Origin of the sequence: Bradyrhizobium sp. AZCC 2289, from assembly GCF_036924615.1 — a bacterium.
Lineage (GTDB): Bacteria > Pseudomonadota > Alphaproteobacteria > Rhizobiales > Xanthobacteraceae > Bradyrhizobium.
The window spans coordinates 883,552-908,425 of the sequence record NZ_JAZHRY010000001.1 but is presented as its reverse complement, the minus strand read 5'-3'; the positions used below and the strand labels follow the sequence as shown (position 1 = coordinate 908,425).

The following is a 24,874-nucleotide window of genomic DNA, read 5'->3' as shown; positions in this document are numbered from 1 at the left end:
CATTAGTGGAGAGTACCTCCAATTGGCGCAGGATAATATCCGAGATCGACAGGGGGTAGATTGCAGGGAACAGAAAGGAGCGACCCAATGATTTATCCTGCTGGCAACGATTTGCATCTTACTCGCCGTGAGACCCTTCGAACCGTTGGCGCGGCCGCGGTGCTTGCGGTTGGATCCGGCCTGACGGGTGCAGCCCAGGCCGCAACGGCAACCGTAGACGCTTCCGCCCGCAATGCAGCCGGCTTCTGGCCGAACGGTGCTCGGCTGGCGGTGAGCTTCTCGCTTATGTTCGAGGGCGGCGGCCAGCCGATCTCGGGGGCCGGCGGCGTGATCCCCGACAAGATCGAGGATGGCGTGCCCGACCTGCCGACCAACGCCTTCTTCGCTTACGGCCACTACGAAGGCATTCCCCGCGTGCTCGACCTGATGGACAAGCACGGGATCAAGCTCTCGTCGTTCATGATCGGCAAAGCGGTCGAGACCTCGCCCGATCTCGCCCGGGAGATCGTGCGCCGCGGTCATGAGGCTGCCGCCCACGGCCGCGTTTGGGACAATTCCTTACCGACTCTCACGCGATGAGGAAAAACGCTTCATCGCCGACAGCGTCGAGACGATCCAGAAGATCACCGGCGAGAAACCGCTCGGCTGGAACGCCTATTGGATGCGCAACTCCATTCACATCCTGGAGACGCTGCAGGATTTCGGTTTCCTCTATCACATCGACGAGCCGAGCCACGACGAACCGTTCATCATCCCGGTGCGCGGACGGGATTTTGTGACCGTTCCTTACACTTTCCACATGAACGACATCGTCTCCTTCCCGTTCGAGGGCTGGAATCCGGCCGCCTACGAGCAAGCGCTGCGCGATGAATTCGACCAGCTTTTCGAGGAAGGCGCACATCGGCGGCGCATGATGGTGATCAGCCTGCACGACCGCATCTCCGGCCACGCCGGCCGGGTTCGCGCCCTCGACCGCTTCCTTACCTACGCGAAGGGCAAGGAGGGCGTCTGGTTCGCTCGGAAGGACGAGATCGCCCGCTGGGCGCTCGATCATCGCGCCGACACGCCCGTCATCGAACGCGGCTCGCCGAACGTAACGGGCTTGCCCGGACCTGCAGCCTGAAAGGAAGATCCTCATGTCAGCTAAACTGAATCACGCGCGCGTCCTGGTGGTCGGCGGTAGCTCCGGAATCGGTCTCGCCATTGCTGCAGCCGCAGCCGAGGCCGGCGCGGCGGTAACGATCGCATCACGCTCGCAAACAAAGCTCGAATCCGCGGTCAACACGCTCGGCAAAACGGCGCGCGCTGTCGCACTCGATACCGGCGATGTGGCGGCGGTCGAACGTTTCTTCGCCGACGAAGCGCCTTGGGACCATATCGTCGTCTCGGCCGCACAGACGCCGAGCGGGCCGGTGCGGGGGCCTGAGCCTCGCCGACGCGAAGATTGCCATGGAGAGCAAATTCTGGGGCGCCTATCGCGTCGCGCGCGCCGCGAAGATTCGCGAGGGTGGATCGCTGACTTTCGTCTCGGGCTTCCTGAGCGTTCGGCCCTCTGCGAATTCGGTGTTGCAGGGCGCAATTAACGCAGCGCTTGAAGCGCTGGCCCGGGGCCTGGCGCTGGAGCTGGCGCCTGTGCGTGTCAACGCCGTGTCGCCGGGCCTGATCGCGACGCCGCTGTGGTCCGCCATGCCCGACGACAAACGCGACGCGATGTTCGCGAGTGCGGCGCAACGCCTGCCGGCGCGCCGGGTCGGCCAGCCGGAGGATATCGCGAATGCGGTGATGTTCCTTGTCACGACGCCCTTCGCCACCGGTTCGACAGTGCGTGTCGATGGTGGCGGCGCCATTGCGTAAGGGTCCCATGCTTGATCACGTAACGCTGCGCTCCAACGATCTTGAAGGCACTCGCGCCTTCCTGGAAGCCGTGCTGGATTTGAGGCCAGGCTATCGGCCGGCCTTCTCCTTTCCCGGCTATTGGCTCTATGCCGATGGCGACCCTGTCGTGCATCTGATTCCGGGCCATGGCGGCCCGACCGATCGCACGGGTGAGACCATCGACCACGTGGGCTTTCGTCTTGCCGATCATGACGGCATGCGCCGCAAGCTGGATGGCCTCGGTATCCTCTATTCACGAATGGAGTTGCCGGAGCTCGGTGAGCGCCGCCTCTTCATTCGGACGCCCACGGGAATCCTTCTGGAACTGGTTTTTCGCGATACAAAAACCGCCTCCCCCTCCACACATCAGGAGCAGACCAATGACCAATAGGCTTTCAAATCTCGGGATTTTCACCGCGCTGGCGCTCTCGCTGTCAACACCCGCCATCGCCGCCGACGGCGTCAAGGTCAACGAACTCGTCATCGCCGCACCGATTCCCGACGCGCAACGCGATGCGACCATCCAGGCTGCCCGCGCGTTCTACGATTTCTGGAACACCGGCGATGAGGCTTTGCTGAAGCAGGCTATCGCGCCGACTTTCACCGACCGCACCTTGCCGCCAGGCCGTCCACAGGGACCCGAGGGGCCTGCCTTCGCTTCGCGCCATTTCCGCGCCGCCGTGCCCGACCTCACGGTGACCGTCGAGAAGATGATTGTCGCCGGCGACTATGTCACCGTGCACATGCACTTTGCCGGACACTTCACCGGCACGTTCGGTCAGGCGCGGGGTCAGGGTCAAGCCATTTCGTTCATCGCCACCGACCTCGTCAAGGTCGAGAACGGCCGCATCACCGACAACTGGCATATCGAAGATAATCTGACACTGCTCCAGCAGATGGGCGCTGCCTAGGTTGCTTCATGAACGGCGAGCCAAGGGGGACATGAAACCGGGTCGTGCTCGTCGTTGGATGCTGTTTGCGTATGAACGGCCACTTTGCGCCGCACCTAGCGATAGCCATTGAGGAATTTCGAAATCTGTGTTGCGGTAGAGACACGTTGTGTCGACAAAATCGCAACTGCTCACCCCACTCTTGTTGCAGTTCCGTGTACGCGGGCGCTACGGTCACCCGGCGCAACACTTCGCAGCCTTCGAGGACAAGCAATGAAGCTAAATCGCGGCGACGCCGGATTTTTCGGTCGGCCCTCCTTTCTCAGCCGGGCATCATGGCGTCGGCTGCAAGCGATAGCGATCGCATTCCTGCTGCTTCTTCCGATCGGTGTGAACCCCGCGCGAGCCGTGACGAAACCCGCCTCGGGAGCCTCGACTGCTCATGTTTATCTGCTCCGCGGCGTGCTAAATATTTTTTCTCTGGGTCTGGATGACATTGCGGCAAAGCTGCAGGCGCAGGGCATCCCGGTCACTGTCGCGAACTTCGCCTCATGGTCGTCGCTCGCCGACGAAGCCGCGGCCGAATACAAAAGTGGCACGCTTAAGACTATCATTCTGGTTGGGCATTCCTCGGGCGCGACCGCGCTACCCGACATGGTTACGAAACTGGATCGGCTTGGTGCTCCCGTTAAGCTGGCAATCGGCCTGGATTCGGTCTTTCGCACCAGCCTTTCGGGACGTGTGGGGCGCTATATAAACTTCTACATCGCCAACGGCGCCGGCACGCCGGTCGAGAAGAACAAGCAATTCGAGGGCACGCTTGAGAATGTCAACGTGCAGGACGTGCCTGGCGTCGGTCACATATCGATCGATAAGAACCAGATCATGCAGCAGAAGGTGATCAGCGCCATCGACGCAGTCGTCTTCGGCCGATCGGTACCTGCTTCAGGGGCACAGAAGCCGCGCCGGCCTGGAGAAGCAAGCGCGGTGAGACCCGGTACGGCAAGCACCGCGGCGGTGAGGTAATAGCTCGGTTCGAGTGCTGTCACCTGCGCGAGGAGCGCGCCGCAAATTCTACCAATTCCTCGACGATAAATCATCCGGGATCGCTGGGTGGCGTGGCCCGCCGGCATTCATGGTCCGGCGTGCCTGTACGTCAAAGTGGCAGGTGGAAGCGCGTGAGCAATCCGACGCAAGTTGCGGCCGTAGTGATCTGGGCGACTCTTTCCGCCTGCATCTTTTCGTCTAGTCGCGATCTGGCGCTCGCCAGTCCGGTTGCGCACTCGACCGATGCACCCGCAACGGCCGCGCCCATGGTACCGTCAGGTGCCACGCAGTCTGCAACCCAGCCGCAGGCGCGCGTGTATTTGTTCCGTGGCGCCTTGGGTCCGATCTTCTCGCGCGGGATGGACCGCCTCACCGAGCGTCTCGAACAGGCCGGTATCCGGGCCGACGTCAACGAGTTCACGATTTGCCGGCTCGTCGCCGCCCAGGCCATTCGCGACTTCCGTGGCGATCCCGCGCCGATCGTCCTGATCGGCCATTCGATGGGCGGACTTTGCGCCTTGACCTTCGCCGACATACTGCAGTCAGAAAACATCCCGGTGAGCCTGGTCGTCACGATTGATCCCGCTCACGCAAGCCCGAACGTGCCGCTTAACGTTGACCGTTACATCAACATTTTCCTGTCCAACAGCGTGCTGGGCGGCGGTGATGTGGTGGCGGAACCAGGTTATCAGGGTCACTACGCGAGCTTCGATCTGAAGGAGCACGAGGAAGTCACCCACATCAACATCGACAAGATGGATACTATCCACGAACAATTGGTGAATGTGATTGCGCAACTGGCGATGACGCCGCTGAAAACCAAGGACGAGGCGATGCCGCTTCGCTACGTCGTCCCCTCCGACGCTCCACTTGAGCTGTGGGACAGCGGCACGCAGCAGTTTGCCCGTTCGGGCGATACCTTGCCGCGGCTTGCAGCGCTCAACCACGTGCCGCTCTGGTCCATCACCCAGGCCAATCAATTGTCGGATAGTTCACCGCTGCCGCTTGGCCAGCGCGTCATCGTTCCACGCCATCTCGTGCCGCCTGTCTCGGCGGCTGCGACGCCGCCGCCGCCGAAACGTTGACTGGCGGCTGTCCTGCGGCGTCAGCCGGGTGGCAGAAATGGAACCAGCATCGGAACGCGCCGGCAATACGATCCATACGCTTCGGCGCCGAGCTCAGTCGTGAGGAAGCCTTCCTCCATGCGGGCCTTCTGCCACATGCCGAGCGAGATCAGCACCGCACCCAGCATCGCGGTCAGTGTTCCGACCGCAATGCCTGTCGCCAGCATTCCCGCGATCAGCCCGGTATAGATCGGGTGACGCACGAGGCCATATGGGCCGGTGTCAATAACCCGATGGCCCTCTTTGCGAGTGATCGCGTTCGACCAAAAGCGCCCGAGATGAATTCTCGCCCACCATGTGAAGGAGATCCCGGCAAGCGTCAGGGCCGCCATCACGTAGACACCGAAATTACCAAATTGCCAGAGCGGCTTTTCGCCCAACACCTGACTTGTCCAGGGCGTGAAAAGAACGGCGCCCGCGAAAATGGGAATGCGGTACCTCCGCGAGTCCCAGGTCATCACCTGTTTCTTCGTACGACCGGACCAGAAAGACGCCAAGACCCAGCTGACGACCCATGCAATCCAGATCACCGCGAGCAACTGGGTAGGCCAGGTAGCGGTCCAGCCACTCCAGACGAAAGCTAACCATTGGCGGGGATCGTGCAGCATGTCAGACACCGTATCGCGCGACTGGATCAAATGCCAAATCGGCGTGTGGTGTGAAGCGGTTGGGTACTCGGGCTCGCCGATGAGCCCCGTTCGGGCTGATTTTGGCCGGCGCCGAGCAGATGCGCAATGGTTTCCCGCAACACGGGTTCGACGGGGCGTGGCGCGTAGCCAAGCTCGCGTCGCGCTTTACCGATCGACAAGGCCTCGGCCCGCAATGCAATCCGAACGCCTTCGGCGGTACCGGAGGGAGGTCGGCCTGTCACATTATCGGCGATGAATTCCAACGTTGCGGCGACCATTTCGGCAAGTCGGCCGCTAACCTTGAGGCGCCCAGCGCGGCGGCCACTGATCGCCGCCATGAGTTCGAGAACCCGTTTCAGCGGGATGGTTTCGCCGCCGAGGATGTAACGATGTCCAACCTGTCCGCTCTCCATGGCAAGCATCAGCCCTTCGGCGACGTCGCGCACATCGACGAGGTTCACGACGAAATCAAGATACAATTGAAGACGGCGGCCGAGAAAATGCCGGAGCATCGCCATCGGCGGGGTGACATTGTGGTCATGAAGCCCGATCGGCATCGTCGGACAGCCAATAACCACCGGATACCCGGATGCCGCGACCTGCATAACGAACCGTTCGGCGAGCATTTTCGAGCGCGTATATGGACCCGGCATGTCGTCAGGCAGGAACGCATCGTCCGCGAGAGAAGCGCTCAACGGCGAGGCGCGGAACAGAATGGACTCTGTCGAGCAGTGCAAGAAGCGCTTTACGCCGCGCTTGCGCGCCGTCTCAATGACAATTTCGGTGCCACCGCAGTTGACGGTATGAAAATCATCCTTTCGGGGCAGCCACATTCCGGGCAGCCCGGCAAGATGATAAACCTCGTCGATTCCGTCCATCGCACTGTGCACCAACTCCCGATCAAGTACCGACCCGCCGACATACTGAACCTGGGGCAAGGCGCGGGGCGGTAGGTGAAGATCGAGAACCCTCACCTGTCGATCTCGCGCGACAAGCGCCGAAACGAGGTACTTTCCGATGAAGCCGCTGCCGCCTGTAACCAGTATCCGTGTCATGCAGGCGGGTGCGGCTCAAGCCGACCTTGTTGAGAAAACGATGAAGAGCTTTGCGGACGCTCCTGAATTATAATGGCGAGATCGCGGCGAAATCCGAGCGCGATAAACAATTTCGCCATTACAAATGTCGGTCCGAGCAACAGATGGGTCGGATTGTCGACCAGCGCCGGTTGCCGACGCTCAAACACCCGGTGCCCGATAATCTGCGATGCAACGCCAATCACAATCATGATGGCGGTAAGCGACCACATGCCGGCAGTCGTCGCATGACTAACGATCATGGCAGCGGCTGAAAGCAATACAATCGAAGCCCCTATGATCGCGGCCCCAAGCGCGAAATCGAGCAGGAACCAATAGATGAGCACCGGTACAACAGCGATGGTCGCCACGCTGGTTTGGATCCCGAATACGGTGATGGACCACAGGCTGAGCGGAAGAACGGCAGCCAGGAACAATAACACGATGCCCAAGACATGCATCGCGCAATTCCAGGGGTCGCGATGATATTCAACGTAATCCGCAAGCTGCCGCCGAAAATATGAACTCATGCGCCGCTCGCTTCACCTGTTGTGTCGGCAGAGGCGACAAGATTTATCAGGCGCATTTGAAAGCCCCCGGCGGAAACATGGTGGCAGTTAAACGTGGGAATCAGCCTCAAGTCAAAGCGCGCCCACGAATGTTCGCTGTGCCCATCGAGCGCGCGACGCCGCCGCCGGCATTCAAAAATCGTGCGGTAATTCAAACGACTAACAGACTACAAGGTAGATCATGAAACGGGTCTCCGGAATGGCCGCACGTTGCGCCGAATTTTTCTCGCAGGTGTTGCCGTTCAGCCTCAGAGTACCTCCAATTGGCGCAGGATAATACCCGAGATCGAGAAGGGGTAGATTGCAGGGAACAGAAAGGAGCGACCCAATGATTTTTCCTGCTGGCAACGATTGCTGAAGCGGGGAGCATCTGATCCCACGACCTCGGTAAGGTTCGCGTGGCTGATTGAGGAATTGGAACATAGTCTGCGCGAACCCGCCGAGTAGCCGCAAAGCGAGCCGCAATGACAGCAAGAAAGTGAAGATTGCCGAGATTCCGTCGAATTCAGCGACGGGTCGCTCGTTGGCATGACCTGCATGCAAAAAAGGCCCCGGACAGTTCCGGGGCCTTTTTGATTTCTGAATGTCGCCAGCTTTATTCCGGGTTGCCGATCGAAACCTTCAGCGTGCCGACGCCGTCGACGCCGCATTCAATCTTGTCGCCGGGGTGAAGCTGGGAGACGCCGGCCGGCGTTCCCGTCATGATGATGTCGCCGGCGGCGAGCGCGACCTGCTGCGATAGCTGCCAGATGATTTCCGGCACATTCCAGATCAGTTCGGTGAGGTCGCCCTTCTGGGTTTCGGTGCCGTTGACCGTGAGCCAGATCTTGCCTTTCGAAGGATGGCCGATCTTGGAAGCGGGCTGCAGCGCAGAGCAGGGCGCGGAATAGTCGAAGGATTTTCCGACTTCCCACGGCCGCTCCTTCTTGCGCGAGGCAATCTGCAGGTCGCGGCGGGTGAGGTCGATGCCGACCGCATAGCCGTAGACATGGTCGAGCGCCTTGTCGGCCGAGATGTTGAGGCCGCCGCTCTTCATCGCGACGATCAGCTCGACCTCATGATGCAGGTCCTTGGTCAGCGGCGGGTAGGGAATCGTGGCGCCGTCCGGCACCAGCATGTCGGCGTGCTTGGCAAAGAAGAACGGCGGCGCCCGCTCGTCATTGCCCATCTCGCGGATGTGCTCGAGATAATTGCGCCCGACGCACCAGATGCGGCGGACCGGATAGGATTTCTGTTCGCCGACGACGGGAAGCGAAGGCTGCGGGAGAGCGGGAATGACGTAGGAGGTGGCGTTCATGAAAATGGTCTCGGCGGGGTGGGTTACGGAAATGCAGGCGCTAGCTTTACGCGGTTGCGGTGATCGGCGCCAGACTGGGGAGGGCGGTGTCGCGATGCTGCAGGCGGAAGAACGAGGCGTAGCGGCCGCCGCGCCGCAACAGGTCGTCATGCTGGCCGTGCTCGACGATCTCGCCGCCCTCGACCACCAGAATGGCGTCGGCGTGCATGATGGTGTGCAGGCGGTGGGCGATGACGATGGTGGTGCGGTTCCGGCAGAGATGCTCGATCGCTTCCTGCACCGCCTTTTCGGATTCCGAATCCAGTGCGGCGGTCGCCTCATCGAGCAGGATGACCGGCGCGTTCTTGATCAGGGCGCGTGCCACCGCGACGCGCTGGCGCTGGCCGCCGGATAGCTGGGCGCCGTGCTCGCCGACCGGGGTGTCGTAGCCCTGCGGAAAGCCCATGATGAAGTCGTGCGCGCAGGCGGCCCTGGCGGCGGCCACGATCTCGTCCTGCGTCGCGCCGACCTTGCCGAAGGCGATGTTGGCGCCGATGGTGTCGCGGAACAGATAGACGTCCTGCCCGACATAGCCGGTCTGCTGCCGCAGCGACTGGCGCGACACGCCCGAGATCGCTTGGCCGTCGATCAGGATGTCGCCCTGGTTGACCTCATAGAGCCGCAGCAACAGCGCCAGCACCGTCGACTTGCCGCCGCCGCTCGGCCCGACCAGGGCGGTGGTCTTGCCGGGCTCGGCGACAAAGCTCATGCGGCGGAGCACCGGCTCGTTGGCGCGATAGGCGAAGGTCACGTCGCGGAACTCGACGCGGGCGTCGGTCAGTCGCAGCGCCGGCTTGTCGTCTTCGGCAGGTTCGGTGGACGGGCTGTCGACGATTTCCAGCAGTTTTCGCGCGCCGACCAGGTTGCTGTTCAATTCGATGTTGAGCCGCGCCAGCCGCTTGGCCGGCTCGTAGGCCAACAGGAACGCGGTCAGGAACGAAAAGAACTGGCCCGGCGAGGCGCCCATCGCGACCACGCGATAGCCGCCATACATCAAGCCGCCCGCGATCGCGAAACCGCCCAGCATTTCCATCAGCGGGGTGGAGCGGTTGGAAACCCGCGCCATCTTGTTGGCGTTGCGCTCGACCTCGTTGATGCTGGCGTCGATGCGCTCGCGCATCGACGCTTCGAGCGTGAAGGCCTTGACGGTGCGGATGCCCTGCAGGGATTCCTGCATGGTTTCCAGAATATCGGCGGTGCCGGTGAACTGGTTGTGCGCCAGGCCCTTGATGCGTTTCACCAGCTTGCGCAGCACGATCATCGCCGGCGGCGCCACGGCGAAACCGAGCAGCGCCATATAGGGGTCGGTCGTCAGCATGACGACGACGAGCGCGATCAGCGACAGCAGGTCGCGCCCGATCGCGTTGATCAGGAGATTGAGCACCTGGGTCACGGAAGTGGCGCCGGCGGTCAGCCGCGCCAAAAATTCCGAGGAATGCCGTTCGGAGAAGAATGCGATGTTTTCGCTCATCAGCTTGGCGAACAGCGCCCGCTGGTTGTTGGCGAGGATGGCGTTGCCGATCTGCTGCAGGATCACGGTGTGGCCGTAGGTCGCCGCTCCCTTGAGCGTGAAGATCACGATGGTGACCAGCGACAGGATCGCGATGCCGCGCACATCCTTGTCGACATAGGCCTTGTTGATGACTTGGCCGAGCATATAGGCGGAACCGGCGGTGGTCGCCGCCGCGATCCCCATCAGGGCGAATGCCAGCAGATAACGTCGCCAATAAATCAGGCCCTGTTCGGCTACCAGGCGGCGAATCAAGATCGCCGCCCCGTAGGGATCGTCAGTAATTTTCATTGGCAGTTCGGTCATCCGCGTTCCATCGACGGCGCAGGCTTAAGACTACCTGCGTGTCAGGGCTGCTGCGGTGACTCCTTGCCCGCAATGACGCGGTTTTTCAAGCCAAATAAGCGCTTGATTTTACGCCGATTCCGCGTGCTGGAGCAGGCCGCCGCGCTCGCGGAACAGCTTCTCCTCCCAGGCCAGCGCGTGGGCGGCGATGGTGTCGAGATCGTCATATTGCGGCGTCCAGTCCAGCATCGAACGGATGCGGCTGGTATCGGCGACCATGGCCATGATGTCGCCGGACCGGCGCGGCGCATACTGAACCGCGAAATTGCGCAACGAGACGCGGCGCACCGCCTCGATGGTTTCCATCACCGAATAGCCGCGGCCGTAACCGCAATTCAGCGTCACCGAAGTGCCGCCGCCGCGCAGGTAAGACAACGCGGCGCGATGCGCCTGGGCCAGGTCGCTGACGTGAATGAAATCGCGGATGCAGCTGCCGTCCGGTGTCGGATAATCGGTGCCGAACACGTCGATCTTGGCGCGCTGGCCGGTGGCCGCCTCGACCGCGATCTTGAGCAGATGGGTGGCGCCGAGGGTAGCGAGCCCGATGCGGCCCATAGGATCGGCGCCGGCGACGTTGAAGTAACGCAGCACGGCGTAGCTCATGCCGTGCGCGGAGGCGACGTCGTGCAGCATGATCTCGGTCATCAGCTTCGACGAACCGTAGGGCGACAGCGGACGGGTCGGCGCGTGCTCGGGCACCGGCACCTGGTCCGGATTGCCGTAGACCGCCGCCGTCGATGAGAAGATGAAACGGCTGACGCCGCCCTTGACCGCGGCATTGAGGAGGCTGCGGGTGGTCATGGTGTTGTTGCGGTAATAGGCGAGCGGATCGCGCATCGAATCCGGCACCACCACGGAGCCGGCGAAATGAATGATGCTCTCGACGCCGTGCTGGGCGATCACGCCCTCGACGAGATTCTCGTCGCCGGCGTCGCCGATGAACAGCGGCACGCCTCCGGGCAGGAAGGCGGAAAATCCGGTGGACAGATTGTCGATCACGACAACGCTCTCGCCGGCTTCCGCCAGCGCTAGAACCATATGACTTCCGATGTAGCCGGCGCCGCCGGTGACGAGCACGGTCATGAGCTCACCTCTCCCGATTATGGGTGGGATGCTAGCGGGGACGCGGTGAAGAGTATGTTTCGCGGGCTGCGAACTGGTCACTATGCTTAATGTTGCGTATAGGAACTTGCGCCAAACGGAGCCCGACGTGCCGATCGAGAACAATCTGGCCCAAAATCAGGCCCAAGGTCTGCAGCTGATCGTGCCGAATTTGCACAGGCGCTATTCGGGCGTCACCGCGACCAACCGGATGGTGGCGCCGAAACTCGCCGGGATGTTCCGCGCGGCGTGGCTCGGGCCCCATGCGCCTGACGGCATCGCGCGGATCGGGTTTGCGGAACTACTGAAATTATGGCGCCACCGCACGCCACTGATCTGGCACGCGCGGCGCAACGACGAGATGATCGCGGGCCTGCTGCTGCGATCGCTGGGCTGGCCGCTGAAGCTGGTGTTCACCTCGGCGGCGCAGCGGCACCATACCGCTTTGACGCGCTGGCTGATCCGCCGGATCGACGCGATCATCGCCACCAGCGCGCTGTCGGCCGGCTTCCTCAAGCGGGAAGCGACGGTGGTGATGCACGGCGTCGACACCGACCGTTATGCGCCGCCGCCGGACCGCGCGGCGGCGTTCGCGGAAGCGAAATTACCCGGCCGCTATGCGATCGGCTGCTTCGGCCGGGTGCGCGCGCAAAAGGGCAGCGACGTTTTTGTCGACGCGATGTGCCGGCTGCTGCCGCGCTATCCCGATTTCACCGCCGTGATCGTCGGCGCTGTCGTGCCCGAACAGCAAGGTTTTGCCAACGATCTGAAAGCGCGGATCGAGGCCGTCGGGCTGCAGTCGCGCATCGTCATCACCGGCGAGCTGGAGATCGAGCAGGTGCAGCGCTGGTACCAGCGGCTGACGATTTACGCCTTCACCTCGCGCAACGAAGGCTTTGGCCTGACGCTGATCGAGGCGATGGCGGCAGGTGCGGCGCTGGTGGCGTCGCGGGCGGGCGCGGCCGAATTCGTGGTCGAGGATGGCGTCACCGGCGTGCTGACGCCGCCCGGCGACGTCGACGCGCTGGTGGCGGCGCTGGAGCCGCTGATGCGCGATCCGGCGTCGGCCGCGGCGATGGGGATGCGTGCGCGAGCGCGCGTGGTTGAAAAGTTCAGCCTCGATGCGGAGGCGAACCAGATCGCCGCGGTCTATCGTACGCTCGTCTGAGCCATCACGTCGGCGACGAACGCATCGAGGTCGCCGCCCTTGAACAGAAAGCCCGGCAGGCCCGCGGCCTCCGCCGCCTCGATGTCGGTCTTGCGGTCGCCGATGACAAAGCTGCCTTCCTGGCGCACCTGCCAGTGCTGCATCAAATCGTGGATCATGCCAGGGGCGGGCTTGCGCCAATGATGGTCTTCGAGATAGCCGGCGACGGTGCCCGCGGGATGATGCGGGCAATATCTGATGTCGTCAACGACGGCGCCTTGAGCGGCGAGTTCGGCAAGCATCCAGTCGTGCAGCTTATTGAGGTCATTCTCGGTAAAGTAACCGCGCGCGACGCCGGATTGATTAGTGAAGAAGAACACGAAATAGCCGGCGTCATTCAACCGGCGGATTGCCTTCGCTGCATTCGGGATCCAGCGAATCCGCTCTCGCGTGCCCATATACCCGTCGTCATGGTTGATGACGCCATCGCGGTCGAGAAAGGCGGCGGGTCTTGGAATGGAACGGGCTGGATCGATGACGGTCATCATGTTGTCGCCTCGCGCAGCACGCGTTGCGTGATCTCGACGACGTCGGAGGCGGAAATGTCACGCATGCAACGATGGTCGTTCATGGTGCAGACCGTGCGCTGGCAGGGCTGGCACGGCAGCACCGTTTTGGTCTGCAGCACTGTCGCGGCGAGGCCGTTCAGCGGCGCCCAGAGGTAGGGGCTGGTGGGGCCGAAGATGCCCATGGTCCGCGTGCCGATCGCGGCCGCAATGTGCATCAGGCCGGAATCGTTGGAGATCGCGATGTCGGCTGCGGCCATCGCCAGAATGCCATTGCGCAGATCGGTCCCGGTGAGGTCGCGGACGCGCGGGCCGCCGATCGCTGTGATCTCGTGCGCCAGCGGCTTTTCGCCAGGACCGCCGACCACCCAGACATCGAGGCCGCGTTCGGCCAGAAGTTTTGCGGCCTGTGGATAATAGGTCCAGCGTTTGGATGCGCCGACCGAGCCGGGCGCCAGCGCCACCGCGGGGCCGCTGCCCAACCCGTTGGCCTGTCGCCAGCGGTCGATTTCGTCCTGGGGAACCCGAAGCTGCGGCACCGGCCATTCCGGCGGCAGTTTTGCGCCGTCCTGCAATGCCAGCGCGGCATTCTTGTCGATAAACCGGGGCAGCGCCTTTTCGCCCCAGCGCATCCGGTTGATGAGCCCGAACCGGGCTTCGCCGAAGAAGCCGACTCGTTCCGGGATACCGGCCAGCGCCGGTGCAATCGCCGCCTTCCAGGTGCGGGGCAGCACCAGGGCGGTTCCATAGCCGTTCGCGCGCAATTCCGCCGCCAGCCCCCGCTGGCGGGCCACCGAAAGCCGGCTGCGCGGCAGGTCCCAGACGATCCCGGAACGGACGCCTGGCATGTAATCGACCAAGGGGGCGCAAAGCGAGGTCACCAGTAGATCGACCGGCCGGTTCGGCCAGCGCTTCCTGAGCACGCGCACCACCGTATGGCCGCGGACGAAGTCGCCGATCCACATATAGGGGACGATCAGGATCGGGCGGGTATCGCCAGCATCCTCGGTTTCGATCCCATCGATTGAATTTATGTTCATATCTTTGTGCGCAGCGTCCGGCGGATTCCGGCCCCGTCGGTAACCGCTCCTCGGCGGGAGGTAAAGTGACGCCGGCCGCCTTCACTACGCCCAACAACCCAAGTTGCCTGCCGGGCGCGAGTGGGGCAAAGCTGGCGCCGCACAATCAGGGCAGGGGATGGCATGTTGCTGGTGACCGGTGGCGCCGGTTTTATCGGATCGAACGTCGTGGCCGCGTTGAACGACGCCGGCCGCAGCGATGTCGTGGTCTGCGACATACTCGGACAGGACGGCAAATGGCGCAATCTGGCCAAGCGCCAGCTCGCCGATGTCGTGCCGCCGGCTGAATTGACGGACTGGCTGAAAGGCCGGCGGCTCGATGCCGTCATTCACCTCGGCGCGATTTCCGAGACCACGGCGACTGACGGCGATCTCGTGATAGAGACCAATTTCCGGCTGTCGATGCGGCTGCTCGACTGGTGCACGGCGAATGCGACGCCGCTGATCTACGCGTCGTCGGCGGCGACCTATGGCAATGGCGAGCACGGATTCGACGATGACGGATCGGTCGAGGCGCTGAAGCGGCTGCGCCCGATGAACCTGTACGGCTGGAGCAAGAACCTGTTCGACATGGCGCTGGCCGAACGCGCCGCGCGCGGCGAAAAACTGCCGCCGCAATGGGCCGGGCTGAAATTCTTCAATGTGCTCGGCCCCAACGAATATCACAAGGGCACGATGATGAGCGTGCTGGCGCGGCGCTTCGACGATGTGAAGGCCGGGCGCCCGGTGCAGTTGTTCAAGTCGCACCGTGAGGGTATCGCGGACGGCGACCAGCGGCGCGATTTCATCTATGTCGACGACGTGGTGCGCGTGATCATGTGGCTGCTGGCGACGCCACAGGTATCCGGACTGTTTAATGTCGGCACCGGCACCGCGCGCAGTTTTCGGGATCTGATGCTCGCGGCCTATGCCGCGCTCGGCAGCAAACCGAACATCCACTATGTCGACATGCCCGAACAGATCCGCGGCAGCTATCAATATTTCACGGAGAGCAAGGCCGATCGGCTGCGGCACGCCGGCTACAATGGCGGCTTCACGGCGCTGGAAGACGCGGTCGGCGCCTACGTGAAGGGTTTTCTCGATTCGGCCGATCGCTATCGCTGACGGGCTTTTAGGATACGAAAAAACATGTTCGATTTTGAAGCCCTGTCGCAAGCGATTGCCAGCCAGACCGTGCTCTGCGTCGGCGACCTCATGCTCGACGAATTCGTCTATGGCGAGGTGTCCAGGATTTCGCCGGAAGCGCCGGCGCCCGTGATTGCGGTCCAGCGCAGCGAGACCAATGTCGGCGGCGCCGGCAATGTGGCGCGCAATATCGCCTCGCTCGGCGGACGTTGCATCTTCGCAGGCCTGGTCGGCGACGACGAGGCGGGCGCAAGACTCAAGGCCGAGCTGGCGCGGGAAGACCGGATCGAAGCAGTTCTGGTGTGCGATCGCACGCGCCCGACGACGCGAAAGGTGCGGTTCGTCTCCGAGCATTTTTCCACCCACATGCTCCGCGCGGACTGGGAGCAGGCACAGCCCGCCGCGGCCGATACCGAGCAAAACCTGATTGACGCCATCCTGCCGCAGCTTGCGCGCGCCGATATCGTGCTGCTCTCGGACTATGCCAAGGGCGTGCTGACGGCGCGCGTGATCCGCAACATCATCGACGCCGCGAAAAAACTCGGCAAACGCGTGATCGTCGATCCCAAGAGCGCCAATTTCGCGATTTATCGCGGCGCCACCCTGCTGACCCCCAATCGCAGGGAATTCGCGGAGGCGACCCGCAGCCGTGCCGATAGCGATGCGAGTATCGCCGCCGCGGCGCAGGACGCGATGTATCTGGCCGATTGCGAAGCCATGCTGGTGACCCAAAGCGAGCATGGCATGACCTTGGTCGTGCGCAACGGTGAGGCGATCCACGTGCCGGCGCTGCCCGTCAGGGTACGCGACGTCTCCGGCGCGGGCGACACCGTTGCCGCGGCGTTGGCGCTGACGCTGGCGGCCAAGGCCGATTGGGAAACCGCGCTGCGGATGGCGAATGCCGCCGCCGCGGTCGCCGTCGGCAAGAAGGGCACGGCCACGGTCACGGCGGCCGAGCTGCGGCGAAAAATCCTGCCGCATGCGGCATTGGTCGCCGAGGAAAAAATCGTTGCGGCCGGCGGCGACCTCGGCGCGCATCTCCTGGACTGGCGCAGGCAGGGCCTGCGCATTGGCTTTACCAATGGCTGCTTCGACATTCTTCATCCCGGCCACGTCAAGGTACTGACCGCGGCGCGCCGCGCCTGCGACCGCCTGATCGTTGGGCTGAACAGCGACGCCTCGGTGCGGCGGCTGAAGGGCGAGGGACGTCCGGTGCAGGACGAACGCGCGCGGGCGGAAGTGCTGGCGGCGCTGGAGGCGGTCGATCTGGTCGCGATGTTCGAGGAGGACACGCCGATCGATCTGATCACAAAGGTGCGGCCGAGCGTGCTGGTCAAGGGCGGCGACTACACCCGCGAGCAGGTCGTCGGCTACGAGATCGTCGAAGCCTGCGGCGGCGAAGTCGTGCTGGTCGACATCCTGCCGGGCCACAGCACGACGTCGCTGGTCGATCGGGCGCGCGGAGGCAAGCCGTGAGCGCGGACGCTGCGATGTCGCCGATATCGCGGGTGCTGCGGCTTTGGCTGTCGCCCGCGACATGGGTAACGATAGCGGATGCCTTCGCGGTGCTGACCGCGCTGGCGCTGCCCTGGTCGACGTCGCTGGTTGCGATCTTCGTGCTGTGTTGGCTCGGGTCCGCTGCCCTGATGCTGGACTACGGCGTCTATTTGCAATCGCTGAAGCGCCCGATCTGCTTCCTGCCGTTCGCGCTCGTGGGGCTGGCGCTGGTCGGAACCCTGTGGTCGGACGCGCCGTGGGGTGCGCGGCTCTACGCGGTCAGCCCCACCATTAAGCTGCTGGTGCTGCCGGGGCTGTTTTATCATTTCGAACGGTCCGCGCGCGGCATGTGGGTATTCATCGCCTTCCTGGTGTCCTGCGCCCTGCTGATGGTGGTGTCGTGGATCGTGGCATTTGACCCGGGCCTTTCGCTCAAGCCAGGCGTCGAGGCCGAGCGCGGCATTTTCGTCAAGAACTACATCGACCAGAGCCAGGAGTTTGCGCTGTGCGCGGTGGCGCTGGCCTATCCGGTTATCAGCCTGCTGCGGGCGAAAAAGATCCGGCTGGCGCTGTTGCTGGGCGCGATCGCGGTTGGGTTCGTCGTCAACATGACGTTTGTCACCGTTTCCCGGACGGCGATGGTCACGATGCCGATCATGCTGGCGGTTTTTGCGCTGCTGCACCTGAAATGGCGGACCAGCCTGATGATCTTTGGCATGGTGACTTTCCTGGCGGGACTGGCCTGGACGACATCACCGCAATTGCGGTTGAAAACCGAGAGCTTCTTTACGGACTATCGCCTCTACAAGACGGGAAACGCTCCGACATCGATCGGAATCCGGCTGGAGTTCTGGCGAAAATCGCTGCGGTTCTTCATGGAAGCACCTTTCATCGGCCACGGCACAGGCTCGACCCGGGGATTATTCGAGCAGGCCGCCACCGGCATAACCTATTCCGCGACCAGCCAGGTCATCGGCAATCCGCATAACCAGACGCTGAACGTCGCGGTGCAGTGGGGCACGATCGGGGTCGTCCTGCTCTACGCGATGTGGCTCGTTCATCTGCTGCTATTTCGCGGCGAAGGCCTCGCCACGTGGATCGGATTGCTGGTCGTCGTGCAAAATATCTTCACCTCGTTGTTTAATTCGCATCTGTTCGATTTTCATGAAGGATGGATGTACGTGCTAGGCGTCGGAGTGGCCGGCGGCATGACGCTTGCAGCGAAACAGCGCCGCGCATCGACAGAGCCGTTCGGGCCATGATGACGCAAAATGACCGAAGCCGGGAAAAAACGTCGATCGGCTCGACGTTTTCGTTGGCGCTTTCAGCCCGGCATGATCCGGTGGCCCGGATTCTGAACGTCGACCTGCTCGCGGTACTGGTCGCTGCGCTGCTGCCGTGGTCGACCAGCGGCGTCGCCATTGGCATGGTGGTCTGGCTTGCCGCGCTGGTCCCGACCCTGGAATTGCGCCCATTTTTGGCTTCGTTGAAGCGACCGGTTTGTCTTCTGCCGATCGCGCTCGTCGTGCTGGCTGCGGTCGGAACCCTGTGGTCGGACGCGCCATGGGGCGCGCGCCTCTATGCCTTAAGTCCGGTCACCAAGCTGCTCGCGCTGCCATTGCTGCTTTATCACTTCGAGCGAACGACGCGCGGACTGTGGGTGTTTACGGCCTTCCTGATCTCCTGCACGCTGTTGATGGCGGTATCCTGGCTGGTGCTGCTCGACCCCGGTCTCTCGCTCAAGCACGGCGACGCCGAACGGGGCATCTTCGTCAAGAACTACATCGACCAGAGCCAGGAGTTCGCCCTGTGTGCGGTGGCGCTGGTCCATCCGATCGTTACCCTGCTGCAGGACAGGAAGAACCGGCAGGCGCCGCTCCTGGTCGCCATCGCCGCGAGCTTCATCGCCAACATGGCCTTTGTCGTGGTGTCGCGCACCGCGCTGGTCACGATGCCGGTCATGCTCGCGGTCTTTGCGCTGATGCACCTGAAGTGGCGCGCCAACGTCATCCTGTTCGCAGGTACGGTCGTGCTGGCGGCGCTGGCCTGGATGGCATCGCCGCAATTGCAGGCAACCACCGAGAAGTTCACGCGGGACTATCGGATCTACAAGGAGCTCAATCAGCCCACGTCGATTGGCGTCCGGCTGGAATTCTACAGGAAATCGCTGCACTTCTTCGCCGAGGCGCCGCTGATTGGGCACGGGACCGGATCGACGCGCGGACTGTTCGAGGCGGCTGCCACTGGCCCCGCGGTGCTCGCCGCCGGCCAGGTGATCGGGAATCCGCATAACCAAACCCTGAATGTCGCGGTACAGTGGGGCTCCGTCGGGTTCGTCATCCTTTACGCGATGTGGCTCGTGCATTTGCTGCTGTTTCGCGGCGAAGGGCTGCTGGCCTGGATCGGCCTGATGGTCGTGCTGCAGAACTTCTTCAGCTCGCTGTTCAACTCGCACCTGTTCGATTTTCACGAAGGCTGGATGTACGTGCTTGGCGTCGGTGTTGCCGGCGGCGCGATGCTCAGGGAGATCGGCAGGGTTGCCGGGGAACCGGAAAGCGCGGTCCGGTCATGATCGCTGGCATGCGACGGCGAGATAAGCTATCAGCGGGCCCGGGGCGTCCCGCGAATTCGGATAATCTTGTCGTTGGTCAATAAGATGACGCGTTTTACGCAATTGAAATCACGCAATCTTTTGATCGCGATCCATGACGCGTTGGCGACGACGTTTGCATTGTTCGCGAGCTTTTACCTGCGCTTCGAGGGAAGCGACGCCTTTTTCGCGCGTCTGCCGCTTCTGCTGCGCGTGCTGCCCTATTTCGTCGTGTTCAGCGTCGTGGTTTGCTACGTCTTCAAATTGACGACGACGAAGTGGCGCTTCATCTCGCTGCCCGACGCCCTCAATATCCTGCGCGCCGCTTCGGTTTTGACGCTTGCGCTCGTGGTGATGGATTATGTTTTTATTTTCGTGGCGCCGAACATTCATGGACCGGTTTTCCTCGGCCGGGTAACCATCGTTCTCTACTGGTTTCTCGAGGTATTTTCGCTGAGCGCGTTGCGCTTTGGCTATCGCTATTTCCGCTATACACGGGTTCGCCGCCACGCCCGTACCGAAGGGGCATTGTCCGCGCTGTTGATCGGCCGTGCCGCGGATGCCGAGGTCCTGCTGCGCGGGATCGAGAGTGGTGCGGTAAAGCACCTTTGGCCGGTCGGCGTATTGTCCCCGTCGTTCGCCGATCGCGGTCAGTCGATACGCAATGTGCCGGTGCTCGGCGGTATCGATGATGTCGAGGATGTGATTCGCGACTATGACAGGCGCGGCAAGCCGATTGCGCGCGTCGTGATGACACCGTCGGCGTTCGATCCCGACGCCCACCCCGAATCGGTTCTGATGCGCGCGAAGCGGCTGGGACTAATGGTCAGCCGCCTGCCGTCGCTGGAAAGCGGCGACGTGCCGCGGCTGACCAACGTTGTGGTCGAGGATCTGCTGCTGCGTTCCAGCGAGAAGATCGACTACGCGCGTCTCGAGACCCTGGTGAAGGGAAAGGCCGTCATCGTGACCGGCGGCGGCGGTTCGATCGGGTCGGAGATTTGCGACCGCGTCGCGACGTTCGGTGCCGCCCGGTTGCTGATCATCGAGAATTCGGAGCCCGCACTCTATGCGGTCACCGAAGCGCTGTCCGCGCGCGGGGCCGGGGTTGTGATCGAGGGCCGAATTGCGGACATCCGGGATCGCGAACGCGTGCTGCGGCTGATGAACGATTTCAAGCCGGATATCGTGTTCCATGCTGCCGCGCTGAAGCATGTGCCGATTCTCGAACGCGACTGGAGCGAAGGGGTCAAGACCAACATCTTCGGATCGGTCAACGTCGCCGATGCGGCGCTGGCGGCCGGCGCGGAAGCGATGGTGATGATCTCGACCGACAAGGCGATCGAACCGGTCTCGATGCTGGGCCTGACTAAGCGCTTTGCGGAAATGTACTGCCAGGCGCTCGATCATGATCTGGCGGTGCAGTCGGGCGGCAAGCCGCATATGCGCCTGATTTCCGTGCGGTTCGGCAACGTGCTGGCGTCGAACGGTTCGGTGGTGCCGAAATTCAAGGCGCAGATCGAGGCGGGCGGCCCGGTCACGGTTACGCACCCGGACATGGTCAGGTATTTCATGACGATCCGCGAAGCCTGCGACCTGGTGCTCACCGCGGCCACGCACGCATTGACGCCGGCGCGTCCCGACGTTTCGGTCTACGTGCTCAACATGGGGCAGCCGGTCAAGATCGTGGAACTTGCCGAGCGGATGATCCGACTGTCCGGCCTCGAACCCGGCCTCGACATTGAGGTGGTGTTCACCGGGATGCGGCCGGGCGAGCGGCTGAACGAGATCCTGTTCGCGAGCCAGGAGCCGACCGTCGAAATCGGCGTCGCCGGCATCATGGCGGCCAAGCCGAACGAACCGCCGATGCAGACGTTGCGCCATTGGCTCGCCGCGCTGGAACAGGCGATCACAAAGGACGACCGCGCCACCATCAGGGCCGTGCTGAAGGATGCCGTGCCGGAATTCGGATCGAACGCCGCTTAATCCCTCCTCGCCGGCAACGCGGGCAGTCTCGAAAGCCATGATGCAGAAGTCCGGAAAAGTCGTCGTTGTCAGCCAGCATTATCCGCCGGATCACAGCACGACGGCCGCGATCATGGCCGCGATCGCAAACCGCGTAGCAGGGGACGCCGAAGTCCTGGTTCTTTCGGGCACGCCGGGATCGGCATCGCCGGCGTCATCGGGGCAGGTGGAAGTCGAAGAGATCAGGAACTGGATGCCGGGGAAAGCCGCCCTGATCCAGCGCGCGACCGCCGAGCTATTGTTCACGGTTCGGATATTTGCGGCGCTGTTGACCAGGTTGCGGCGCGGCGACGTGGTGCTCACCGTTCCCGCGCCGTTCATGCTGCCCTATGCGATGGCCGCCGCGGCCCGGTTGAAGCGGGCGAAGTCGGTGCTGATCATGCACGATCTCTATCCCGAGGTTCTCGTCGCGGCCGGCCTGTTGAAGCCGGGATCGATGCTGGCGAAATTCATGCGCGGGCTGAATGCGCTGATGTTTCGCACGCTGAGTGCCGTCGTCATTATCGGGCGCGACACCGAAAAACTGCTGTTGCGCTATGGCGGGATGACGCAGGCCAAGATCCGGTTCATTCCGAATTGGGCCACGCTGGTTCCCGGTGTTCGTCCGATCCGGCCCGACAATCCTTTTCGCCAGAAGGTCTCGGCCCGCTTCGTCGTCGGGCTTTCCGGCAATCTTGGTTTTACCCACGATCCCGTCATCGTATTCGAGGCGGCCCGATTGCTGCGGGACGATCCTGACATTCATTTCCTGCTGTCGGGCTGGGGGGTCGGTTTCGAACAGCTGCAGGCGATGCAGTCCGACGCAAGGCTTGCAAATGTCACCCTGATCGACCGCGTCGAGGACGGCGATCTCGATGCGTTTCTCGCCGCGGCGGACGTCTGGCTCATTCCCTATCGCAACAACGTGGCCGGCGTCTCGGTGCCGAGCCGGTTCTACAATCTGCTCGCGGTCGGAAGGCCGGTCATTCTGGTCTCCGAGCCGGAAGCGGAAGCCGCCCTCACGGTAACGGAAAACAAGCTCGGCTGGGTCGTGACGCCGGGGATGCCCGATCAATTGGCAGAGGCGATCCGGGCCGCGGCTTCCTCGAGCGATCCATCGATGGTCGAAAACGCCGTTGCAGCCGCCGGGAATTTCAGCCCCGAGCGGGCTCTGACGAGCTACGCAGCGCTGGTCCAGGAGCTTTTGCGAAACCCGGATTGATCGGCGCAAATGCCATCATGAATGGCCGGTCGGTTTCCGGTTCAGAGCGCCCGTCCGCGGGAAAACCGGCGCAGAAGCAGCGCTACCGCGATCAGGCCCGCCACCAGCGTCACAAGTTCGACCGCGACTGAAGGGGCCCTGATCGATGCGATCGCCAGCACCGCGAGACCCACATTGAGCGCGAAGACTTCGCCGACGACGCGCGAAACGGTGAAATTGTTATCGGTGGCGCGCTGATAAAAGTGCGAACGATGCGCGGCCCAGAACGCTTCGCGCCTCGCCATCCGCCGCAACAGCGTCACCGTGGCGTCGGCCAGATAATACAGCGGCAACAATAGCGCGGCCACGAATTGCTGCTGCCATGCCAGCTGCAATAAACACCAGCCGAGCAGCAGGCCGATCGGGAGGCTGCCGACGTCGCCGAGAAATATTTTTGCCACCGGCCGGTTGAACGGCGCGAATCCGAGCAGCGCGCCAAAGAGCGCGGCGGCTATGATCATCGTCGATGCCGGGGCGTCGCCGAGCCAGCCGAGCAGGGCGACGGCGCCGGTCACGGGTACGGCCTCGGCGACCGTCATCAAATCCAGCCCGTCCATGAAGTTGACCAGATTCACGAACCAAAGGCCCGCGAGCAACGTCAGGACGCGTTCGATCCAGAGCGGACAGGCCGGGACGATCCTGAGATCGTCGGGCGCAGCGTACAGGATGGTGGCGACGGCGAGCCCTTGCAGCACGAGCCGCGGCAGCACCGCGATCGAATTGACGTCGTCGGCGAGGCCCACGGCCGCAATGAACAGCGTCGCGCCGAACAGCGCGACGGGAAGCCTGAGATCTGGCACAGCAACGCTCGTCATGATCGCGCCTGCGACCACCATGGTCGCCCCGATCACGGCAATGCCGCCCCCTTGCGGGGTCGGAATGCGATGCGACGAGCGGGCATTCGGCTTTGCCAGCGCGTGCTTCAGCAGCAACGGCAGGATCGCCCGTGTCATGCCGGCCGAAAGCAGTGCTGCGGCGGGGATGGCAAGGAGCGACAATTGTAGCGCGGACATGGTCATTGTGCTCGATGTGGCCCTTACTCTGGGACCTCGATTGGCGCGGCACCCTGTGCTGCTTTTTCAGCGCTGAATATCCACACCAGCCCGCCGAATGCGCCGACGATGAAGTAAACCGCGCCGAACAGCAGCGAAACGTTGACGCCTTCGTTCGTCATCAGGCCGGCATATCCGAAGGCGAGCCCCATGGTAGCCTCGCGAACGCCCCAGCCGGCGATCGAGATCGGCAGCATCGTGATCAGCATTACCGGCGGCACCAGCTGGAAGGCCTGTCCGAACACCACCGGTGCCGCGATCGATTGGACCACGCACCAGGCGATGACCACGGCGAGGACGTGGACGAGCACCGAATACACCGCAATCTTGGGTCCGCGGTCCCAGCTGAAAATCACCCGGTTCGCAATCACCGCGCAGGCGTGAACATGATGCGTCCCCCACCAGCGTTTCAGCCACGGCCACGGCAAAATTCCCAGCACCAGAAACCCGACCCCGCCCGCGAGTGCGGCGAAGTCGACCAGCAGCAGCGCCGAGCGCCCGTTGGGATCGGTGATCAGGCGATAGCTCCAGGGCAGGCTCGCGACGATGATGATCGCAAGCGCGATCAGTCCAATGGCGCGGTCGACGAAGATGGAGTAGGTCGCAGCCCGCCAGCCGGCGCCGGCGCGCGCGACCAGCCAAAGCCGTACCGCGTCGCCGCCGATCGACGAGGGCAGCGTCTGGTTGAAGAAGGTTCCGATCACGTTGAAGCGCATCGCCTGCCTGGTCTCGAGCGGCGCGCCGCATTCGGCGCTGATCTCGCGCCAGCGCAGCACGCCAACGAAGATCTGAAGAAATGTCACGGCAATGGCGAGGCCGATCCAACCCAGGCTCGAGACATTGAGGCGCGAGGCGAGGTCGGCAAGATTGATCTTGCGCAACGAGAAATACAGCAGCGCCGCCGAGATCAATATCTTCAATGTCGAAAGCAGAATCCGGCGCATCTCGCCCGTGCTTGCCAGGTTTGTGAAGGAAGTCAAAAAACGGCGCAAATCGGCGCCGCGCGCCGAACTTCGCCGCCTTGGTATGGTTTTAAAGCCAATCTGGCAATAGCCGC

Annotated in this window: 23 protein-coding genes and 1 pseudogene; 14 read left to right on the top strand and 10 right to left on the bottom strand. The window is 62.9% G+C overall.

Annotated elements, in window-relative coordinates; translation table 11 throughout:
- Nucleotides 1-87 precede the first annotated feature (87 nt).
- The 7 genes and pseudogenes from V1289_RS04650 to V1289_RS04620 all read left to right on the top strand — a co-directional run bounded on the left by V1289_RS04650 (nucleotide 88) and on the right by V1289_RS04620 (nucleotide 4,897).
- Nucleotides 88-579: a polysaccharide deacetylase family protein gene (locus V1289_RS04650; protein WP_334395835.1), complete on the top strand. Its 492-nt coding sequence runs from the start codon at nucleotides 88-90 to the stop codon at nucleotides 577-579.
- Complete coding sequence (locus V1289_RS04645; protein WP_334395834.1) at nucleotides 521-1,123, top strand: hypothetical protein; 603 nt, start codon at nucleotides 521-523, stop codon at nucleotides 1,121-1,123. Before V1289_RS04650 ends, V1289_RS04645 begins: the two co-directional genes overlap by 59 nt.
- 13 nt (nucleotides 1,124-1,136) lie before the next feature.
- Nucleotides 1,137-1,854, top strand: a pseudogene (locus V1289_RS04640) (SDR family oxidoreductase).
- Nucleotides 1,832-2,266: a VOC family protein gene (locus V1289_RS04635; protein WP_334407274.1), complete on the top strand. Its 435-nt coding sequence runs from the start codon at nucleotides 1,832-1,834 to the stop codon at nucleotides 2,264-2,266. Before V1289_RS04640 ends, V1289_RS04635 begins: the two are co-directional and overlap by 23 nt.
- A complete protein-coding gene (locus tag V1289_RS04630) occupies nucleotides 2,256-2,786 on the top strand; it encodes an ester cyclase (RefSeq protein ID WP_334395832.1) in 531 nt (176 codons plus the stop codon). The genes V1289_RS04635 and V1289_RS04630 overlap by 11 nt, the downstream gene beginning before the upstream one ends.
- Nucleotides 2,787-3,173: 387 nt before the next feature.
- Nucleotides 3,174-3,791 (top strand): hypothetical protein, encoded by a 618-nt coding sequence (locus tag V1289_RS04625; protein ID WP_442895946.1) that lies wholly within the window; start codon nucleotides 3,174-3,176, stop codon nucleotides 3,789-3,791.
- Between the two features lie 152 nt (nucleotides 3,792-3,943).
- Nucleotides 3,944-4,897 (top strand): alpha/beta fold hydrolase, encoded by a 954-nt coding sequence (locus V1289_RS04620; RefSeq protein WP_334395831.1) that lies wholly within the window; start codon nucleotides 3,944-3,946, stop codon nucleotides 4,895-4,897.
- A 20-nt stretch (nucleotides 4,898-4,917) separates the two neighbouring features.
- Here the strand turns inward: V1289_RS04620 and V1289_RS04615 are convergent, their stop codons facing one another.
- The 6 genes from V1289_RS04615 to galE form a co-directional block, all read right to left on the bottom strand.
- Nucleotides 4,918-5,544: a methyltransferase family protein gene (locus tag V1289_RS04615; protein ID WP_334395830.1), complete on the bottom strand. Its 627-nt coding sequence runs from the start codon at nucleotides 5,542-5,544 to the stop codon at nucleotides 4,918-4,920.
- A gap of 26 nt (nucleotides 5,545-5,570) precedes the next feature.
- The gene (locus tag V1289_RS04610; RefSeq protein ID WP_334395829.1) at nucleotides 5,571-6,620 is read right to left on the bottom strand and encodes an NAD-dependent epimerase/dehydratase family protein; all 1,050 of its coding nucleotides are present in this window, start codon (nucleotides 6,618-6,620) and stop codon (nucleotides 5,571-5,573) included.
- Nucleotides 6,617-7,168, bottom strand: coding sequence for an Mpo1-like protein (locus V1289_RS04605; protein WP_334395828.1), 552 nt, complete (start codon nucleotides 7,166-7,168; stop codon nucleotides 6,617-6,619). Before V1289_RS04605 ends, V1289_RS04610 begins: the two co-directional genes overlap by 4 nt.
- Nucleotides 7,169-7,802: 634 nt before the next feature.
- Nucleotides 7,803-8,504: a fumarylacetoacetate hydrolase family protein gene (locus tag V1289_RS04600; RefSeq protein WP_334395827.1), complete on the bottom strand. Its 702-nt coding sequence runs from the start codon at nucleotides 8,502-8,504 to the stop codon at nucleotides 7,803-7,805.
- A 46-nt stretch (nucleotides 8,505-8,550) separates the two neighbouring features.
- Nucleotides 8,551-10,359 carry an ABC transporter ATP-binding protein gene (locus V1289_RS04595; RefSeq protein WP_334395825.1) on the bottom strand — a complete coding sequence of 603 codons (1,809 nt, stop codon included), beginning with the start codon at nucleotides 10,357-10,359 and terminating at the stop codon, nucleotides 8,551-8,553.
- A 108-nt stretch (nucleotides 10,360-10,467) separates the two neighbouring features.
- On the bottom strand, nucleotides 10,468-11,481 hold the full coding sequence (gene galE, locus V1289_RS04590) for a UDP-glucose 4-epimerase GalE (protein WP_334395824.1): 1,014 nt from the start codon (nucleotides 11,479-11,481) through the stop codon (nucleotides 10,468-10,470).
- 127 nt (nucleotides 11,482-11,608) lie between these two features.
- Here galE and V1289_RS04585 point away from each other — a divergent pair, with 127 nt between their 5' ends.
- Nucleotides 11,609-12,667 (top strand): glycosyltransferase family 4 protein, encoded by a 1,059-nt coding sequence (locus tag V1289_RS04585; protein ID WP_442895945.1) that lies wholly within the window; start codon nucleotides 11,609-11,611, stop codon nucleotides 12,665-12,667.
- Here the strand turns inward: V1289_RS04585 and V1289_RS04580 are convergent.
- Together V1289_RS04580 and waaF are read right to left on the bottom strand one after the other, a co-directional pair.
- A complete protein-coding gene (locus V1289_RS04580) occupies nucleotides 12,649-13,194 on the bottom strand; it encodes a D-glycero-alpha-D-manno-heptose-1,7-bisphosphate 7-phosphatase (RefSeq protein WP_442895944.1) in 546 nt (181 codons plus the stop codon). The two genes, V1289_RS04585 and V1289_RS04580, sit on opposite strands and share 19 nt — an antisense overlap.
- Nucleotides 13,191-14,252: a lipopolysaccharide heptosyltransferase II gene (gene waaF, locus V1289_RS04575; RefSeq protein WP_334395823.1), complete on the bottom strand. Its 1,062-nt coding sequence runs from the start codon at nucleotides 14,250-14,252 to the stop codon at nucleotides 13,191-13,193. Before waaF ends, V1289_RS04580 begins: the two co-directional genes overlap by 4 nt.
- Before the next feature lie 162 nt (nucleotides 14,253-14,414).
- Here waaF and rfaD point away from each other — a divergent pair, with 162 nt between their 5' ends.
- The 6 genes from rfaD to V1289_RS04545 all read left to right on the top strand — a co-directional run bounded on the left by rfaD (nucleotide 14,415) and on the right by V1289_RS04545 (nucleotide 22,726).
- Nucleotides 14,415-15,395: an ADP-glyceromanno-heptose 6-epimerase gene (gene rfaD / locus V1289_RS04570; protein WP_334395822.1), complete on the top strand. Its 981-nt coding sequence runs from the start codon at nucleotides 14,415-14,417 to the stop codon at nucleotides 15,393-15,395.
- 24 nt (nucleotides 15,396-15,419) lie between these two features.
- Nucleotides 15,420-16,892 carry a D-glycero-beta-D-manno-heptose-7-phosphate kinase gene (rfaE1, locus tag V1289_RS04565; protein ID WP_334395821.1) on the top strand — a complete coding sequence of 491 codons (1,473 nt, stop codon included), beginning with the start codon at nucleotides 15,420-15,422 and terminating at the stop codon, nucleotides 16,890-16,892.
- Nucleotides 16,889-18,175, top strand: coding sequence for an O-antigen ligase family protein (locus tag V1289_RS04560; RefSeq protein ID WP_334395820.1), 1,287 nt, complete (start codon nucleotides 16,889-16,891; stop codon nucleotides 18,173-18,175). The genes rfaE1 and V1289_RS04560 overlap by 4 nt, the downstream gene beginning before the upstream one ends.
- On the top strand, nucleotides 18,175-19,485 hold the full coding sequence (locus tag V1289_RS04555; protein WP_442896166.1) for an O-antigen ligase family protein: 1,311 nt from the start codon (nucleotides 18,175-18,177) through the stop codon (nucleotides 19,483-19,485). Before V1289_RS04560 ends, V1289_RS04555 begins: the two co-directional genes overlap by 1 nt.
- An 84-nt stretch (nucleotides 19,486-19,569) precedes the next feature.
- The gene (locus V1289_RS04550; protein ID WP_334395818.1) at nucleotides 19,570-21,486 is read left to right on the top strand and encodes an SDR family NAD(P)-dependent oxidoreductase; all 1,917 of its coding nucleotides are present in this window, start codon (nucleotides 19,570-19,572) and stop codon (nucleotides 21,484-21,486) included.
- A 37-nt stretch (nucleotides 21,487-21,523) separates the two neighbouring features.
- Complete coding sequence (locus V1289_RS04545) at nucleotides 21,524-22,726, top strand: glycosyltransferase family 4 protein (protein ID WP_334395817.1); 1,203 nt, start codon at nucleotides 21,524-21,526, stop codon at nucleotides 22,724-22,726.
- A 41-nt stretch (nucleotides 22,727-22,767) separates the two neighbouring features.
- On the opposite strand, the gene V1289_RS04540 is transcribed toward V1289_RS04545, so the two are convergent.
- Nucleotides 22,768-23,778 (bottom strand): MraY family glycosyltransferase, encoded by a 1,011-nt coding sequence (locus V1289_RS04540; RefSeq protein ID WP_442895943.1) that lies wholly within the window; start codon nucleotides 23,776-23,778, stop codon nucleotides 22,768-22,770.
- Nucleotides 23,779-23,801: 23 nt separating this feature from the next.
- Complete coding sequence (locus V1289_RS04535; RefSeq protein ID WP_334395815.1) at nucleotides 23,802-24,761, bottom strand: lysylphosphatidylglycerol synthase transmembrane domain-containing protein; 960 nt, start codon at nucleotides 24,759-24,761, stop codon at nucleotides 23,802-23,804.
- Nucleotides 24,762-24,874 lie beyond the last annotated feature (113 nt).

Bases quoted from the DNA above. Each gene is read 5' to 3' on its own strand.
- galE (WP_334395824.1), bottom strand. From the start codon at position 11,481: ATGACCGTGCTCGTCACCGGCGGCGCCGGCTACATCGGAAGTCATATG.
- V1289_RS04535 (WP_334395815.1), bottom strand. From the start codon at position 24,761: ATGCGCCGGATTCTGCTTTCGACATTGAAGATATTGATCTCGGCGGCG.
- V1289_RS04550 (WP_334395818.1), top strand. From the start codon at position 19,570: ATGACGCGTTTTACGCAATTGAAATCACGCAATCTTTTGATCGCGATC.
- V1289_RS04545 (WP_334395817.1), top strand. From the start codon at position 21,524: ATGATGCAGAAGTCCGGAAAAGTCGTCGTTGTCAGCCAGCATTATCCG.
- V1289_RS04645 (WP_334395834.1), top strand. From the start codon at position 521: ATGAGGCTGCCGCCCACGGCCGCGTTTGGGACAATTCCTTACCGACTC.
- V1289_RS04635 (WP_334407274.1), top strand. From the start codon at position 1,832: ATGGTGGCGGCGCCATTGCGTAAGGGTCCCATGCTTGATCACGTAACG.
- rfaE1 (WP_334395821.1), top strand. From the start codon at position 15,420: ATGTTCGATTTTGAAGCCCTGTCGCAAGCGATTGCCAGCCAGACCGTG.
- V1289_RS04540 (WP_442895943.1), bottom strand. From the start codon at position 23,778: ATGTCCGCGCTACAATTGTCGCTCCTTGCCATCCCCGCCGCAGCACTG.
- rfaD (WP_334395822.1), top strand. From the start codon at position 14,415: ATGTTGCTGGTGACCGGTGGCGCCGGTTTTATCGGATCGAACGTCGTG.
- V1289_RS04580 (WP_442895944.1), bottom strand. From the start codon at position 13,194: ATGATGACCGTCATCGATCCAGCCCGTTCCATTCCAAGACCCGCCGCC.
- V1289_RS04605 (WP_334395828.1), bottom strand. From the start codon at position 7,168: ATGAGTTCATATTTTCGGCGGCAGCTTGCGGATTACGTTGAATATCAT.
- V1289_RS04555 (WP_442896166.1), top strand. From the start codon at position 18,175: ATGACGCAAAATGACCGAAGCCGGGAAAAAACGTCGATCGGCTCGACG.
- V1289_RS04595 (WP_334395825.1), bottom strand. From the start codon at position 10,359: ATGACCGAACTGCCAATGAAAATTACTGACGATCCCTACGGGGCGGCG.
- V1289_RS04600 (WP_334395827.1), bottom strand. From the start codon at position 8,504: ATGAACGCCACCTCCTACGTCATTCCCGCTCTCCCGCAGCCTTCGCTT.
- waaF (WP_334395823.1), bottom strand. From the start codon at position 14,252: ATGAACATAAATTCAATCGATGGGATCGAAACCGAGGATGCTGGCGAT.
- V1289_RS04630 (WP_334395832.1), top strand. From the start codon at position 2,256: ATGACCAATAGGCTTTCAAATCTCGGGATTTTCACCGCGCTGGCGCTC.
- V1289_RS04610 (WP_334395829.1), bottom strand. From the start codon at position 6,620: ATGACACGGATACTGGTTACAGGCGGCAGCGGCTTCATCGGAAAGTAC.
- V1289_RS04615 (WP_334395830.1), bottom strand. From the start codon at position 5,544: ATGCTGCACGATCCCCGCCAATGGTTAGCTTTCGTCTGGAGTGGCTGG.
- V1289_RS04650 (WP_334395835.1), top strand. From the start codon at position 88: ATGATTTATCCTGCTGGCAACGATTTGCATCTTACTCGCCGTGAGACC.